The organism is Rhizobacter koreensis, assembly GCF_013366375.1.
In the GTDB taxonomy this organism is placed as follows: Bacteria; Pseudomonadota; Gammaproteobacteria; order Burkholderiales; family Burkholderiaceae_C; genus Schlegelella_A; species Schlegelella_A koreensis.
On record NZ_JABWMJ010000003.1, the window covers coordinates 162742 to 178341 of the forward strand.

A 15600-nucleotide genomic window follows, 5' to 3' on the forward strand; every position below is an offset into this window, starting at 1 on the left:
ATGAAGCAGATCCGTCTTTCCTCGCAGGTCGCGGCACGCGCGCTGCTCGCCGCGTTCGCCGGCGTGCTGTCGGTGCTCGCGCCGGCCGCCTGGAGTGCGCAGACCGACATCTCCGCCAGCCCGATCATCAGCACCGGCGCCACGCAGGTGAAGCCCAACATCATGGTGCTGATGGACACCTCCGACTCGATGCGGCGCAGCCACATGCCCGACGAGGTCGAGACCGTCACCGGCATCCTGAGCGTCGGCTACAAGAACTCGAGCTGCAACGCGCTCTACTACAACCCGGCGACGACCTACCTGCGACCCCGCGATGCGGCGGGCAACTACTTTCCGGTGCCGTCGTTCACCGCTGCACCGTACGCCGGCTTCGCCGCCTACTACCCGTCGCCCGACGCGACCGAGCTGTCGTCGGTCAACCTCAGCACGTCGTACGTCCCCTACGACGGGAAGACGCTGCGCATGCCGCCGATCCCCGGCGTCACCGCCGCGGTTCCGGGCCCGGCCTACTACTACAGGTACAACGGCACCGCGACGCTCGACTACCGCAGCGCGCCCTGCACCGACATCGACACCGGCGCGTCGACGGGCGACTGGCAGAAGGTCGTGATCACCGCGGGGAGCCCCGAAGCCACCAACTTCGCGATCTGGTACTCGTACTACCGGACTCGGATCAGCCTGATCAAGAGCACGACCAGCCTCGCGTTCGCGCCGGTCAGCGACTCGACGCGCGTCGGCTTCATCACCGTCTCGCCGATCACGCTGCCGGCGTGGCCGGCGGTGCCGAGCACGCAACCGACCGTCGATCCGGCGCGCTTCCTCGCTCTCAAGGACTTCGACAGCACGCAGCGCAGCGCGTGGTTCAGCAAGCTGTTCTCGCAGATCCCGGCCGGCACCTCGCCGGCGCGCGAAGGTCTCGCGCGTGTCGGTCGCTACTACGGCGGCCAGGAGGACAGCATCAACCGGGGCATGCCGGCGACCGGGGTCAACGACCCGATCCAGTACGCGTGTCAGCAGAACTTCACCATCATGACCACCGACGGCTACTGGAACGGGCAGGGCGAGACGCCCACCACGTCCGGGATCTTCGGCGGCCCGCTCGCGCTCAACGGCACCGACAGGGTCGGCCAGCGCGACGGCGATCCGGGCTGCGCGGCCACCGACCCGTTCTGCGCCCGCCCGATCTGGGACGGCTCGTCGACCGAGACCCGCGTCGTCACCCGGCTCACCGACAACTATCAGAGCTCGCCGTGCGGCATCGGCAGCTTCCTGAAGTCGACCGCCCAGACGACGAAGGGCACCACGGTCGCGACCAAGTCGACCAGCACGACGACGCGCCGCGAGCGCAAGTACGGCGAGACCAGCGCCCAGCAAACGCTGCAGACCACGCAGACGGTGCGGACGGTGCGCAACAAGCAGCGCACGACGCGCCAGTACTGGGTGAGCACCGGTGCCTTCGACATCGAGCGCTACCAGCACAAGATGTCGAAGACCAAGACGACGCGCACCGCCGAGCAGTACCAGCTGCAGACGCGGCAGGTGCTCGCGCGCACGTCGGTCACCACCAAGCAGGTGTTCAGCACCCTGCGCCGCCAGGAGCAGTGGACCACCGCGATCCAGAACTACGTGCTGACCTCGACGCAATGGACGCGCAAGACGGAGCAGCTGCGGGAGTCGCGTGAGCAGTGGGTCAAGTACGCGTATCGCGTGGACGCCACCGTCGCCGGCTCCGAGGACTGGCACCCGCTCGACGGGCCTTGCGTGGTCGGCGCGATGTCGCGCTACGGCCTGATCACCGGCTGCCAGACCACGGTGGTGACGCCCAACACATACGTGCTGCGCGCCAACTGCACGCCCGGCGTCGATCCGGCGACGAGTGTCCAGACCACCTGCACCAACGTCGGCTACATCGCGGAGCGGCCGGTCGCGGCGTGCTCGGCGGGGCTCGGAACGACCACCGGCCCGAATGCGGTCGTCACGACCTGCACGCGCGTGGTGACCGAGCCCGAGGCCGGCGTCAACGGCACCTGCACGGCGCCGGCGCCGACCTCGCCGGACTACTACATCGTCACCTGCTCCCAGCCGTCGGCGACCAACTTCTCGAACTCGGTCAACCCGCCCTGCACCCCGGGCACGACGTCGTCGGGCGCGCCCAACTACATCACGCGGACCTGCACGAACCTCAGCCAGGCTGCCACGGCCTCGCCGCCCTGCACCGTCGGCAGCACCACGGTGAACAACGTCGTGACCACGTGTGCCAAGCCGATCGACAACAGCGTGATCGCGACGAGCGTCTGCACGCCCAGCGACGGGACGACCTCTCCCTACATGAAGGTCACGTGCACGCCGCAGCCGGCCGTCACCACGACCGTGGTGAACCCTGCGAACTGCTCGGCAGGGGTGGTGAACGGCGTCACCACGACCTGCACCGAGACGGCCGTCAACCCCTACCCGACGGCGACGCCGGTGAAGTGGGGCACCTGCACCTCGGGTCCCGGCGCGAACTACTACACCACCTGCACGACGCCAGCGGGCGCCAACAACCAGACCGTCTTCGTCAGCGCCGCAACCTGCGGCTCCACCACCGGCACGACGAACGGAACGAACGGCAACGGCTGGGTCGATCGAATCTGCAGCAAACCGGCCGGCGCCAACAACGGCCAGACCTTCGTCGACCCGACCACCTGCGTCGCCGACCCGGGGACCAGCTCGCCGTTCCTCAAGGTGACCTGCAGCACGGTGGTGACGATGCAGCCGACCATCGTCGCCCCGGGCCTCTGCCCGTCCTTCGGCTCGACCTTCGACCCGGTGAGCGGCGAAGTCACGATCTGCACGAAGGGGCCGGTCCTGCCGAGAACCCGTTCATCGACGCCGTGCACGCCCGGGACGACGACCAGCGGCAACACGGTGACGGTTTGCTACGACGTGTCGAGTCAGGGACCGGTCAACCCGAATGCCCTGCCGTCGGCGTGCTCGCCGGCCAACATCGGGCGTGTCATCAACAGCGGGGCACCTAACTACGAGTCCGTGCTCTGCACGCAGCCGGCCGGAGCGAACAACGCGACGACGTGGGATGCGGCGTGCGTGCCGAACGACGGCAGCGCCTTCCCGCACATCGCGGTCACGTGCACGCCGGTCGTGGTCAGCGGGCCGACCGTCGTCGACGGAAGAACGTGCGTCAACGGTTCCACCACCGGACCCAACAACGACCAGGTCGAGTGCGTCACCAGCGCTGCCGGTCCGACCCCGGTCGCGCAGCCTGCGCAGACCTGCACGGCCGGGTTCAACGGCACGTACAACACCGTGTGCGACCGTCCGGCGGCCACCAACTACGTGGACAAGCTCGTCGGGCCCTGCTCGGCAGTTGCTGCGCTGCCCAGCGCGCCCAACTGGATCACCAAGAGCTGCCGCCAGCTTTCCGACTCGGGCGAGCTGCCCTGGGACACCGCGAGCTGCCAGGCCGACGCGGCGAATTCGTCGCCGAATGGCTGGTACACCTGCACCACGACGCCGTACCAGACCGACGTTCCGACGGCGACCTGCGTCGTGGGCACGAGCTCGCCCAACCCGCCGTACGAGATCATCACCTCGTGCAAGCCGGGGCAAGCACCGACGATGGCGCCCGCCACCTCGTGCACGCCCGGCAACAGCGGGGCACCGAACTACGTCGAGACCGTCTGCGGGTCGACGCCGCTGACCTCGGGCGTGATCGACCCTGCGTGCACGCCGGGCACCGATGCGTCGGGCGTGATCACCACCTGCACGCCCACCAGTACGGCAGGCTTCACCTACACCGTGAGCCGCACCACGAGGACCGTAACCACGGCGTACACCGGCACCACCGCCGGTGGGTCGGTGACGAACACCGTGACCGGTCCGACCACTCCGGTCAATGCCGGCGCCTGCTACGCGACGGCACAGACGTTCTCGCAGCCGACCAACCCGCCCGACGTGGTGCTGCCGGGCGCCCCGGGCAGCTACGACTCGCTCGCCGACGTCGCGCAGTACTACTACCGGCAGGACCTGCGCCCGACCATGGAAGACCGGGTGCTGAACAACGGCGGCGGCAACGTCGAGGACGACAACGCCAAGCACCAGCACATGACGACCTTCGTCGTCGGCCTCGGCGTCTCGGGCACCCTCGAGTACCAGCAGAACTATCGGAGCACCTCGCTGCTGTCCGGCGACTTCGCCGACATCCGCACCGGCGTGAAGACCTGGCCGGTGTGGCCGCAGCCGAGCACCGCGATGAACTACACGCAGGGCCAGAACTGCCCGCTGTCGGGGTTCCCGAGCCGCGACTGCACCGAGAACTACAACGACCCGCGCTCGATCGACGACTTCTGGCACGCCGCGGTGAACGGTCGCGGCACCTACTTCAGCGCCAAGGACCCGACCACCGTCATCCAGGGCCTCAACAGCGCGCTGGCCAACATCACGGCCGAAGTGGCTGCCGGTGCAGGCGATGCGGCCTCGACGCTGGAGCCGATCGACGGCAACAACCAGATCTTCAGCCCGAGCTACAAGACCGGGCAGTGGGTCGGCGACATCCAGTCGTTCGCGCTCGACGTGAGCAGCACCGATCCGAACGTCGCGCTCACCCCGGGTGGCTCGCAGCTGTGGTCGGCGCAGGCGCGCCTGCAGGCCAAGCGGTCGGCGTCGTGCGACGACCGCAACATTTACCTGATGCGGGCGAGCGAAAGCAATCCCGCCTCGCGCCTCGTCCCGTTCGTCTGGGACACGGTGCGCTGCAGCAACGTCGCGGCAGGCCCACAGGCCGGCACGCTGACCGCCGCCGAGAAGGGCTTCTTCGGAGCGACCCAGGCCAACGCCCTCAGCCAATACGTCGACATGGCCGACGGCACCGGCGGCACGCAGCCGCAGCGCCAGGCGATCACGGGCCCGAGCTTCGTGAACTTCCTGCGCGGGCAGAGCGCCAACGAGGGCTACGTCTACAACAACCCCAGCAAGCTGTTCCGCAGCCGCGAGGCGGTGCTCGGCGACATCGTCGGCTCGCAGCCGGTCTTCGTGAAGGCGCCGTTCGCGGCGTACCTCGATGCCGGCTATGCGGCGTTCGCAAGCGCCAAGGCGGGGCGCGCGCCGATGATCTACGTCGGCGCCAACGACGGCATGCTGCACGCGTTCCACGCGGAGGACGGGAGCTCCACCGTCGCTGGCGACGAGGCCTGGGCGATGATCCCGAGCGCGGTTCTGCCTAACCTCTACAAGCTTGCCGACAACGGCTACAGCAAGACGCACCAGTTCTTCGTCGACGGCTCGCCGGTCGTCGCCGACATCGCCGACAGCGGAGTCGCCGGCGGCTGGCGCACGATCCTCGTCGGCGGGCTGAACGCCGGCGGCAAGGGCTACTACGCGCTCGACGTCACGAACCCGACGGCGCCGGTGGGCCTGTGGGAGTTCAAGCTCGGCGCGTGCAGCGGTCCGGGCAGCAAGGAAGACTGCAACCTGGGTCTGTCGTTCGGCAAGCCGGTGATCACCAAGGTGCCGGTGAGCGGCGTCGAACGCTGGGTGGTGATGGTGACCTCGGGCTACAACAACGTCAGCCCGAGCCCGGCTTCGGGCGACGGCGGCGGTTACCTGTACGTGCTGAACGCGGTCACCGGCGAACTCATCTACAAGCTCGCCACCGGCGTCGGCGACTCGGCCACGCCGAGCGGCCTTGCGCAGATCAACAACTACGTCGACAACGTGCTGGTCAACAACACCACGGTGCGCGCCTACGGTGGCGACCTGCTCGGCAACGTCTGGCGCTTCGAGTTCCCGGCGAGCGGCTCGCCCGCGGTGCAGCTGGTGGGTACCGCGAAGACCGCCACCGGCGTGCCGCAGCCGATCACCACGCGTCCCGAGCTGGCCGAACTCGACGGCAAGCCGATGGTCTTCGTCGGCACCGGCAGGTTCCTCGGTGCGAGCGACGTCAGCAACAGCCAGGTGCAGTCCATCTACGGCATTTCCGACACGCTGGCGACGCCGGCGCCGTCGCCGGTTTACGCCGACCTGCGCACCGAGCTGAAGCCGCTGGGCGTGACGCAGGTGGGGACGGGCGCAACCGCGGTCCGCACCATCGCCTGCACCTCGAACGTCGCCGCCGACTGCACGCGTGCCGCCGGCTGGGTCGTCGATCTTCCGGAGTCGGGCGAGCGCATCAACGTCGACATGAAGCTGGTGCTGGGCACGCTCACGGCGGCGAGCAACGTGCCGCAGGACCAGCCGTGCGACGTCGGCGGCCACAGCTGGTTCAACTACATCGACTTCCGCACCGGCCTTGCCGTCAACAGCGCGGCACCGAGCGACTCGAACAACCCAGCATCGAGCCGGATCATTTCGCAGTACGCGGGCGACTGGCTGGTGGCGGGCTTCAACATCCTGAAGGGACCGACGTCGCCGAGCGGCGGCAACAGTCGCTATACCGGCCAGCTGCACGGCAGCAACACCGAGCACAGGAACATCGACGTGCCGGTCGGCGACCCGCATCCGGCTGGCAGGCGTATCAGCTGGCGCGAGATCCGGCGGTGAGGCGGGCGTGACCGGCGCCGCGGCAGCGCTGCTGCCGGGTTCTCATCGCGCGCCGTCGCTCCGGCGTCCGCCGCTCTGGGCTGCGGTCGCCGCGGCACTGCTGCTGCACGCCACGCTGGTGGCGTATCGCCCGGCGGGAACGTCGAGCGACGCGAATTTGCCGGTGACGGTGATGACGGTGCGCACGCTCTCGGCCACGCCCGACGAGCCGAGCCTGGCGGCGCTCCAGGAGCGCAGCGTCCCGGCGGAGCCTGCCGAGACGGCGCCGCCGCCGGCGCCGACGACAACGCCGCCTGCTGCCGACGCGGCCAAGCAACCCGGCACCGACGCGGCGAGCGCGCGCAGCGGCGCGGCACTCGCGAGCTCGCCCGCGAAGGTCGACGCTGCCGATGCGACGGCGGGAACGTCGCGCTCGTCCGCTCCGGCAGGCGCGGGAACGAGCACGACCTCGACCGCTGCTGCAACGCCAGCCGCCCCACCGGTGGTCGCGAGCCGCACCGCCGCGCCCGCCCCCGCGGCGGAAGTCCAGCTGCCCGATGCACCCGACTACCTGTTCGCTGCGCGGCTCGACCCGGGGCCCCGCCCGCTCGGCGACATCGAGCCGGTGTACCCCGATGCGGCCAACCTGCAGGAAGGCACGGTCGTGATCCGGCTCCTGATCGGGGCCGACGGCAACGTCGACAACGTCGCGGTGGTGCGCGCACAGCCGAAGGGCCTGTTCGAGCAGGCGGCGCTCGACGCGTTCGGGCGCGCTCGTTTCGCGCCCGGCTATCTGCTCGGCACGCCGGTGAAGAGCCAGATCACCGTCGAGGTGCACTTCCAGCCGATCAACCGCGGCGCGAGGGTCTCCGGCCGTACCTACTGAGCGCGCCTGCGCAGAAGAGCGCCGCGCGCGCAGCCGCACTTTCCCTGCCGAATGCAGGCACGGTATTTGTGCAGTGCGGTATTCTTCCAGCCCCGCGCGCGTCCTGCGCGCCTCGATCGAGCCTGCCCGCGATGAATGCTCCACTTCCCACGCCGCCCTCCGAGATCGCCGCGGCGCACGCGAAAGGGCTCTATGCGCCGGCGAACGAACACGACGCCTGCGGCGTCGGCTTCGTCGCGCACATCAAGGGCCAGAAGTCGCACGCCATCGTCCAGCAGGGCCTGAAGATCCTCGAGAACCTCGACCATCGCGGCGCAGTCGGTGCCGACCCGCTGATGGGCGACGGCGCCGGCATCCTGACGCAGATCCCGGACGACTTCTACCGAGCCGAGATGGCCGCCGCCGGCATCGTCCTGCCGCCGCCCGGCGAGTACGGCGTCGGCATGGTGTTCCTGCCGAAGGAGCACGCGTCGCGCCTGGCCTGCGTGCAGGAGCTCGAGCGCGCGGTGAAGGCCGAGGGCCAGGTGCTGCTCGGCTGGCGCGACGTGCCGGTCGACGCCGAGATGCCGATGTCGCCGGCGGTCCGCGCCAAGGAGCCGGTGCTGCGCCAGATCTTCATCGGCCGCGGCCCCGACGTGATCGTGCCGGACGCGCTCGAGCGCAAGCTGTACGTCATCCGCAAGAGCGCGTCGAGCGCGATCCAGGCGCTCCACCTCAAGCACAGCCGCGAGTACTACGTGCCCAGCATGAGCTGCCGCACGGTGATCTACAAGGGCCTGCTGCTCGCCGATCAGGTGGGCAAGTACTACCGCGACCTGGCCGACCCGCGCTTCACGTCGGCGCTCGCGCTGGTGCACCAGCGCTTCTCGACCAACACGTTCCCCGAGTGGCCGCTCGCCCACCCCTACCGGATGGTCGCCCACAACGGCGAGATCAACACCGTCAAGGGCAACTTCAACTGGATGCGCGCCCGTGAAGGCGTGATGAAGTCGCCGGTGCTCGGCGACGACCTGAAGAAGCTCTACCCGATCAGCTTCGAGGGCCAGAGCGACACCGCCACCTTCGACAACGCGCTCGAGCTGCTCACGATGAGCGGCTACTCGCTGGCCCACGCGGTGATGATGATGATCCCCGAGGCGTGGGAGCAGCACACCGCGATGGACGCGCGCCGGCGCGCGTTCTACGAGTACCACGCCGCGATGCTCGAGCCGTGGGACGGCCCGGCCGCGATGGTGTTCACCGACGGCCGCCAGATCGGCGCGACGCTCGACCGCAACGGCCTGCGCCCCGCACGTTACATCGTCACCGACGACGACCTGGTGGTGATGGCCTCCGAGTCGGGCGTGCTGCCGATCGCCGAGAACCGCATCGTCAAGAAGTGGCGCCTGCAGCCGGGGAAGATGTTCCTGATCGACTTCGACCAGGGCCGCATCGTCGACGACGAAGAGATCAAGCAGCAGTTCGCCTCGGCCAAGCCGTATCGCCAGTGGGTCGACAGCGTGCGCGTGCGCCTCGAGGACGTCGAGGTCGCGCCAGCGGCTACGGCGCCCGCCGAGTCGCTGCTCGACCGCCAGCAGGCCTTCGGCTACACGCAGGAGGACATCAAGTTCCTGCTGAGTCCGATGGCGCAGGCCGGCGAGGAAGGCATCGGGTCGATGGGCAACGACTCGCCGCTCGCGGTGCTGTCGAACAAGAACAAGCCGCTCTACAACTACTTCAAGCAGCTGTTCGCGCAGGTCACGAACCCGCCGATCGACCCGATCCGCGAAGCCATCGTGATGTCGCTGGTGTCGTTCATCGGCCCCAAGCCCAACCTGCTCGACATCCACGCGGTCAATCCGCCGATGCGGCTCGAGGTGTCGCAGCCGGTGCTCGACGTGCACGACATGGCGCGCCTGCGCAACCTCGAAGCGACGACGAGCGGCAAGTTCAAGTGCTACGAGCTCGACATCACGTATCCGCTCGCCTGGGGTGCCGAAGGCATCGAGGCCAAGATCGCGTCGATGTGCGCGGAGAGCGTCGACGCGATCCGCAGCGGCCACAACATCCTGATCGTCAGCGACCGCGCGATGGATCGCGACCACGTCGCGCTGCCGGCGGTGCTCGCGCTCTCGGCGCTGCACCAGCACCTCGTGCTGCTCGGCCTGCGCACGACGGTGGGCCTGGTGGTCGAGACCGGCTCGGCGCGCGAGGTGCACCACTTCGCGGTGCTCGCCGGCTACGGCGCCGAGGCGGTGCACCCGTACCTCGCGCTCGAGACCATCGAGGACCTGCACAAGGACCTCCCGTCGGCGCTGTCGGCCGACAAGGCGATCGCCAACTACATCAAGGCGGTGGGCAAGGGCCTCTCGAAGATCATGTCCAAGATGGGCGTGTCGACGTACATGTCGTACTGCGGCGCCCAGCTGTTCGAGGCCATCGGTCTCGAGAAGGAGCTGGTCGACAAGTACTTCCGCGGCACCGCGAGCCAGATCGGCGGCATCGGCGTGTTCGAGGTCGCGGAAGAAGCGATCCGCATGCACAGCCAGGCGTTCGGCGACGACCCGATCCTCGAGTCGATGCTCGACGCCGGCGGCGAGTACGCCTGGCGCGCGCGCGGCGAGGAGCACATGTGGACGCCCGACGCGATCGCCAAGCTGCAGCACAGCGCGCGCGCGAACCGCTTCGAGACCTACAAGGAATACGCGCAGATCATCAACGACCAGTCGCACCGGCTGATGACGCTGCGCGGCCTGTTCGAGTTCGTCGTCGACCCCGCGAAGTCGATTCCGCTCGACGAGGTCGAGCCGGCCTCGGAGATCGTCAAGCGCTTCGCGACCGGCGCGATGTCGCTCGGCTCGATCTCGACCGAGGCGCACGCGACGCTCGCCGTCGCGATGAACCGCATCGGCGGCAAGTCGAACACCGGCGAGGGCGGCGAGGATCCGGCGCGCTATCGCAACGAGCTGAAGGGCATCCCGATCGCCGAGGGCACGCGCTTCTCGGACATCATCGGCCCCGGCGACATCACGGTCGACTACCCGCTGCAGCAGGGCGACTCGCTGCGCTCGAAGATCAAGCAGGTGGCGTCGGGCCGCTTCGGCGTCACGACCGAGTACCTGGTCTCGGCCGACCAGCTGCAGATCAAGATGGCGCAGGGCGCCAAGCCGGGCGAGGGCGGCCAGCTGCCGGGCGGCAAGGTCAGCGAGTACATCGGCCGCCTGCGCCACTCGGTGCCGGGCGTCGGCCTCATCTCGCCGCCGCCGCACCACGACATCTACTCGATCGAGGATCTGGCCCAGCTGATCCACGACCTCAAGAACGCGAACGACCGCGCCAGCGTCAGCGTCAAGCTCGTCTCGGAAGTCGGCGTCGGCACCATCGCCGCGGGCGTCGCCAAGGCCAAGGCCGACCACGTCGTCATCGCCGGCCACGACGGCGGCACGGGTGCGTCGCCGTGGAGCTCGATCAAGCACGCCGGCACGCCGTGGGAGCTCGGCCTCGCCGAGACGCAGCAGACCCTGGTGTTGAACCGGCTGCGCGGGCGCATCCGCGTGCAGGCCGACGGGCAGATGAAGACCGGCCGCGACGTCGTCATCGGCGCGCTGCTCGGCGCCGACGAGTTCGGCTTCGCGACCGCGCCGCTGGTCGCCGAGGGCTGCATCATGATGCGGAAGTGCCACCTCAACACCTGTCCGGTGGGGGTGGCCACGCAGGACCCGGTGCTGCGCGCCAAGTTCCAGGGCCGCCCCGAGCACGTCGTCAACTACCTGTTCTTCGTCGCCGAGGAAGCGCGCCAGATCATGGCGCAGCTCGGCATCGCGAAGTTCGACGACCTGATCGGCCGCGCGGACCTGATCGATACCCGCAAGGGCATCGCGCACTGGAAGGCGCGCGGCCTCGACTTCAGCCGCCTGTTACAACTGCCGGCGGTGCCGGCCGACGTGGCGCGCCGCCATGTCGACGGCCAGGACCATGGCCTCGACAAGGCCCTCGACCGCCGCCTCATCGAGCGCTGCGAGCCCGCGCTCGCGCGTGGCGAGAAGGTGCAGCTGATCGAGCACATCCGCAACGTCAACCGCACGGTCGGCGCGATGCTGTCGGGCGAGGTCGTGCGGCGCCACCCCGAGGGCCTGCCCGACAACACGATCTTCCTGCAGATGGAAGGCACCGGCGGGCAGAGCTTCGGCGCGTTCCTGGCCAAGGGCATCACGATCTACCTGATCGGCGACGCCAACGACTACACCGGCAAGGGGCTGTCGGGCGGGCGCCTGGCGATCCGGCCTTCGATCGACTTCCGCGGCGAATCGACCGACAACATCATCGTCGGCAACACCGTGCTCTACGGTGCGACCAGCGGCGAGGCGTTCTTCCGCGGGGTCGCCGGCGAGCGCTTCGCGGTGCGCCTGTCGGGCGCGACCGCGGTGGTCGAAGGCACCGGCGACCACGGTTGCGAATACATGACCGGCGGCACCGTCGTCGTGCTCGGCAAGACCGGCCGCAACTTCGCGGCGGGCATGAGCGGCGGCATTGCCTACGTGTACGACGAGGACGGCCAGTTCGCGAGCCGCTGCAACCAGGCCATGGTCTCGCTCGGCCCGGTGCTCAGCAGCACCGAGCAGGAGAAGGCGGTCGAACGCGGCGTCTGGCACCAGGGCGAGGCCGACGAGACGGTGCTCAAGCGCCTGATCGCCGACCACCACCGCTGGACCGGGAGCCTTCGCGCGCGCCACATCCTCGACAACTGGGCCGACTCGCGCGCCCGGTTCGTCAAGGTGTTCCCGAACGAGTACAAGCGCGCGTTGCAGGAGATCAGCCTCAAGGCGATGACCGCGCTCGGCGAGGAGAAGGCGGCGCTCGAAGCTGATCACACCATCGCCAAGGCGAAGACCGGCGTCGCGCCGGCACGTACCGCGCCGGCCAAGTGAGCCGCGCGAGCCAACAGAACGAGAGCAGGGCAGGTCAGTCGAATGGGTAACGTCACCGGGTTCATGGAGTACGAGCGCGTCGAGGAGGGCTATCAGCCGGTCCCGCAGCGCGTCAAGAACTACCACGAGTTCGTCATCGGGCTGCGCGAGGAAGAGGCCAAGGTCCAGACCGCGCGCTGCATGGACTGCGGCACGCCGTTCTGCAACAGCGGCTGCCCGGTCAACAACATCATCCCGGACTTCAACGACCTGGTTTACCGGGCCGACTGGGCGAGGGCGTTCGCGGTCTTGGACTCGACCAACAACTTTCCCGAGTTCACCGGGCGCATCTGCCCGGCGCCGTGCGAAGCGGCGTGCACGCTGAACTTCAACGACGACCCGGTCGGCATCAAGAGCATCGAGCGCGCGATCGCCGATCGCGCGTGGGCGCTGCACCTGGTAGGGCCGCGGCCCGCGGCGAAGAAGACCGGCAAGCGCGTCGCCGTCATCGGCTCCGGCCCCGCAGGCCTCGCCGCGGCGCAGCAGCTTGCGCGGGTCGGCCACGACGTCACCGTGTTCGAGAAGAACGACGCGATCGGCGGTCTGCTCCGCTACGGCATCCCCGACTTCAAGCTCGAGAAGATGCACATCGATCGCCGAGTCGAGCAGATGAAGGCCGAAGGCGTGGTGTTCCGCACCGGTGTGCTGGTCGGCGAGCTCGAGGACGGCGTGAGCGTCACCGACTGGTCCACCGAGCGCATCAGTGCCGAGCAGGTCAAAGCCGAGTTCGACGCGGTGCTGCTCGCAGGCGGCGCCGAGCGCTCGCGGGACCTGCCGGTGCCGGGCCGCAACCTCGCGGGCGTGCACTTTGCGATGGAGTTCCTGCCGCAGCAGAACAAGATCAACGGCGGCGGCAAGGTCGACAACCAGATCCGCGCCGACGGCAAGCACGTCGTCGTGATCGGTGGTGGCGACACCGGCAGCGACTGCGTCGGCACCAGCAACCGGCATGGCGCTAAGAGCGTCACCCAGTTCGAGCTGATGCCGATGCCGCCCGAGTACGAGAACAAGCCGCTGGTCTGGCCGTACTGGCCGACCAAGTTGCGGACCTCGTCGAGCCACGAGGAAGGCTGCGAGCGCGAGTTCGCGATCGCCACCAAGGAGTTCATCGGTGACGGCCCCGACGGCAAGTCGGGCCGCGTCAAGGCGCTCAAGGCGGTGCACGTGGAGTGGCAGGGCGGCCAGATGGTCGAGGTGCCCGGCACCGAACAGGTCATCGATGCCGACCTGGTGCTGCTCGCGATGGGCTTCGTCAGCCCGATCGCCGGCGTGCTGAACGCGTTCGGCGTCGAGCGCGACGCCCGCGGCAACGCGCGCGCCACGACCGACCTCATCGGCGGCTACGCGACCGGCGTCGACAAGGTGTTCGCGGCCGGCGACATGCGGCGAGGCCAGTCGCTCGTCGTCTGGGCGATCCGCGAGGGCCGGCAGGCCGCGCGTGCCGTCGACGAGTACCTGATGGGCTCGAGCAAGCTGCCGCGCTGAGCGGCGCCTCGCACGCGCGGGCTGCGTGCGAGAATCCGGCGCTCGTCCCGGCACGCCGCTCGCTTCTCCTTGCGTGTCGCCGCTGCCACTCCGGCGCGCGGTCTCCGCCGCGCCGGGCCGCGCCACTCCTGCCTCATGCCCAGCCCTGACCGTGGAACCGCGTCCGCCGCGCTGATCGAAGTCGACCACGTGACGTTCGGCTACGACGGCAGCCGGCGCATCCTCGACGACGTCTCGCTCGCATTCGGCCGCGGTCAGGTCACCGGCATTCTCGGCGGCTCGGGATGCGGCAAGACCACCCTGCTACGCCTCATTGGCGGCGTGCATCCGGTCACCAGCGGCGAGGTGCGCTTCGATGGGGAGGCGATCGACGCGCGCGACCGCGAGCAGCTGTTCAAGCTGCGCCGGCGCTTGGGCATGCTGTTCCAGTTCGGGGCCCTGTTCACCGACCTCACGGTGTTCGAGAACGTCGCGTTCCCGCTGCGCGAGCACACCGACCTGGCGGAGACGCTGATCCGCGACATCGTGCTGATGAAGCTGAATGCGGTCGGCCTGCGCGGTGCGGCGCCGCTCGGCATCGCCGAGATCTCGGGCGGCATGGCACGCCGGGTCGCACTCGCCCGCGCCATCGCGCTAGACCCCGAGCTCATCATGTACGACGAGCCGTTCGCCGGTCTCGATCCCATTTCCAAGGGCGTCGCCGCCAACCTGATCCGCACCCTCAACGACACCACCGGCTCGACCTCCATCCTGGTCTCGCACGACGTCGAGGAGTGCTTCCAGATCTGCGACTACGTCTACCTGATGTCGTCGCAGGGCCGTGTCGTCGCGCACGGCACGCCCGAGCGCATCCGCGACTCCGAGCACCCCGAAGTGCGCCAGTTCATCCGCGGCGAGCCCGACGGCCCGGTGCGCTTTCACTACCCGGCGCGATCGCTCGCCGACGACTTCCGCGTCGGCGCCTGATGATCGACTTCGTCGCGCGTGTCGGCGCCCACGTTCTCGACGCATTGCGGGCGCTCGGGCGGCACGCCTTCTTCGCGGTCGAACTGCTCGCGGCGCTTCCCGCGGCGCTGCGGCGGCCGTTCCTCGCCGTCGCGCAGATCCACGCAATCGGCAACCGGTCGCTCGTCATCATCCTGTCGTCCGGAATGGCGGTCGGGTTCGTGCTCGCGCTGCAGATGTACTACGCGCTCGCGACCTATGGCGCGGCCGAGTCGCTCGGCCTCATCGTCAACCTGTCGCTGGTGCGCGAGCTCGGGCCGGTGGTCACCGCGCTGCTGTTCGCCGGCCGCGCCGGCACCTCGCTCACCGCCGAGATCGGGCTCATGAAGGCAGGCGAGCAGCTCGCCGCGATGGACATGATGGCGATCGACCCGAGGAGCCGCGTGCTCGCGCCGCGCTTCATCGCCGGCATCGTCTCGATGCCGATCCTCGCCATCCTTTTCTCGACCATCGGTATCCTCGGTGCCTACGTCGTCGCGGTGCTGCTGATCGGCATCGACGCCGGCAACTTCTGGTCGATCATGCAGAGCGGCGTCGACGTCTGGCGCGACGTCGGCAACGGCATCGTCAAGAGCGCGGTGTTCGGCGTGCTCTGCACGCTGGTTGCCCTTTACCAGGGCTACGAAACCAAGCCGACTCCGGAAGGCGTCGCGCACGCGACCACGCGCACCGTCGTCGTGGCCTCGCTGGCGGTGCTGTCGATGGACTTCGTCCTCACCGCGCTGATGTTCTCGACGCCGTAACCGTACATGCGCCTCGCGTGCC

Annotated in this window: 6 protein-coding genes; all 6 read left to right on the forward strand. The window is 69.1% G+C overall.

Annotation, left to right across the window (positions count from 1 at the left end; genetic code table 11):
* Positions 1 to 6534, forward strand: a complete 6534-nt coding sequence (locus HQN59_RS07715) for a PilC/PilY family type IV pilus protein (RefSeq protein WP_176067809.1) — start codon at positions 1 to 3, stop codon at positions 6532 to 6534.
* A gap of 7 nt (positions 6535 to 6541) precedes the next feature.
* Positions 6542 to 7399 carry a TonB family protein gene (locus HQN59_RS07720; protein WP_176067811.1) on the forward strand — a complete coding sequence of 286 codons (858 nt, stop codon included), beginning with the start codon at positions 6542 to 6544 and terminating at the stop codon, positions 7397 to 7399.
* Between the two features lie 131 nt (positions 7400 to 7530).
* Positions 7531 to 12306 carry a glutamate synthase-related protein gene (locus HQN59_RS07725; protein ID WP_176067813.1) on the forward strand — a complete coding sequence of 1592 codons (4776 nt, stop codon included), beginning with the start codon at positions 7531 to 7533 and terminating at the stop codon, positions 12304 to 12306.
* A gap of 42 nt (positions 12307 to 12348) precedes the next feature.
* Positions 12349 to 13830 (forward strand): glutamate synthase subunit beta, encoded by a 1482-nt coding sequence (locus HQN59_RS07730; protein WP_176067815.1) that lies wholly within the window; start codon positions 12349 to 12351, stop codon positions 13828 to 13830.
* A gap of 135 nt (positions 13831 to 13965) precedes the next feature.
* Entirely contained in the window at positions 13966 to 14796 is an 831-nt protein-coding gene (locus HQN59_RS07735; protein ID WP_176067817.1) for an ABC transporter ATP-binding protein, read from the forward strand.
* Positions 14796 to 15578 carry a lipid asymmetry maintenance ABC transporter permease subunit MlaE gene (gene mlaE, locus HQN59_RS07740; protein ID WP_176067819.1) on the forward strand — a complete coding sequence of 261 codons (783 nt, stop codon included), beginning with the start codon at positions 14796 to 14798 and terminating at the stop codon, positions 15576 to 15578. Before HQN59_RS07735 ends, mlaE begins: the two co-directional genes overlap by 1 nt.
* Positions 15579 to 15600 lie beyond the last annotated feature (22 nt).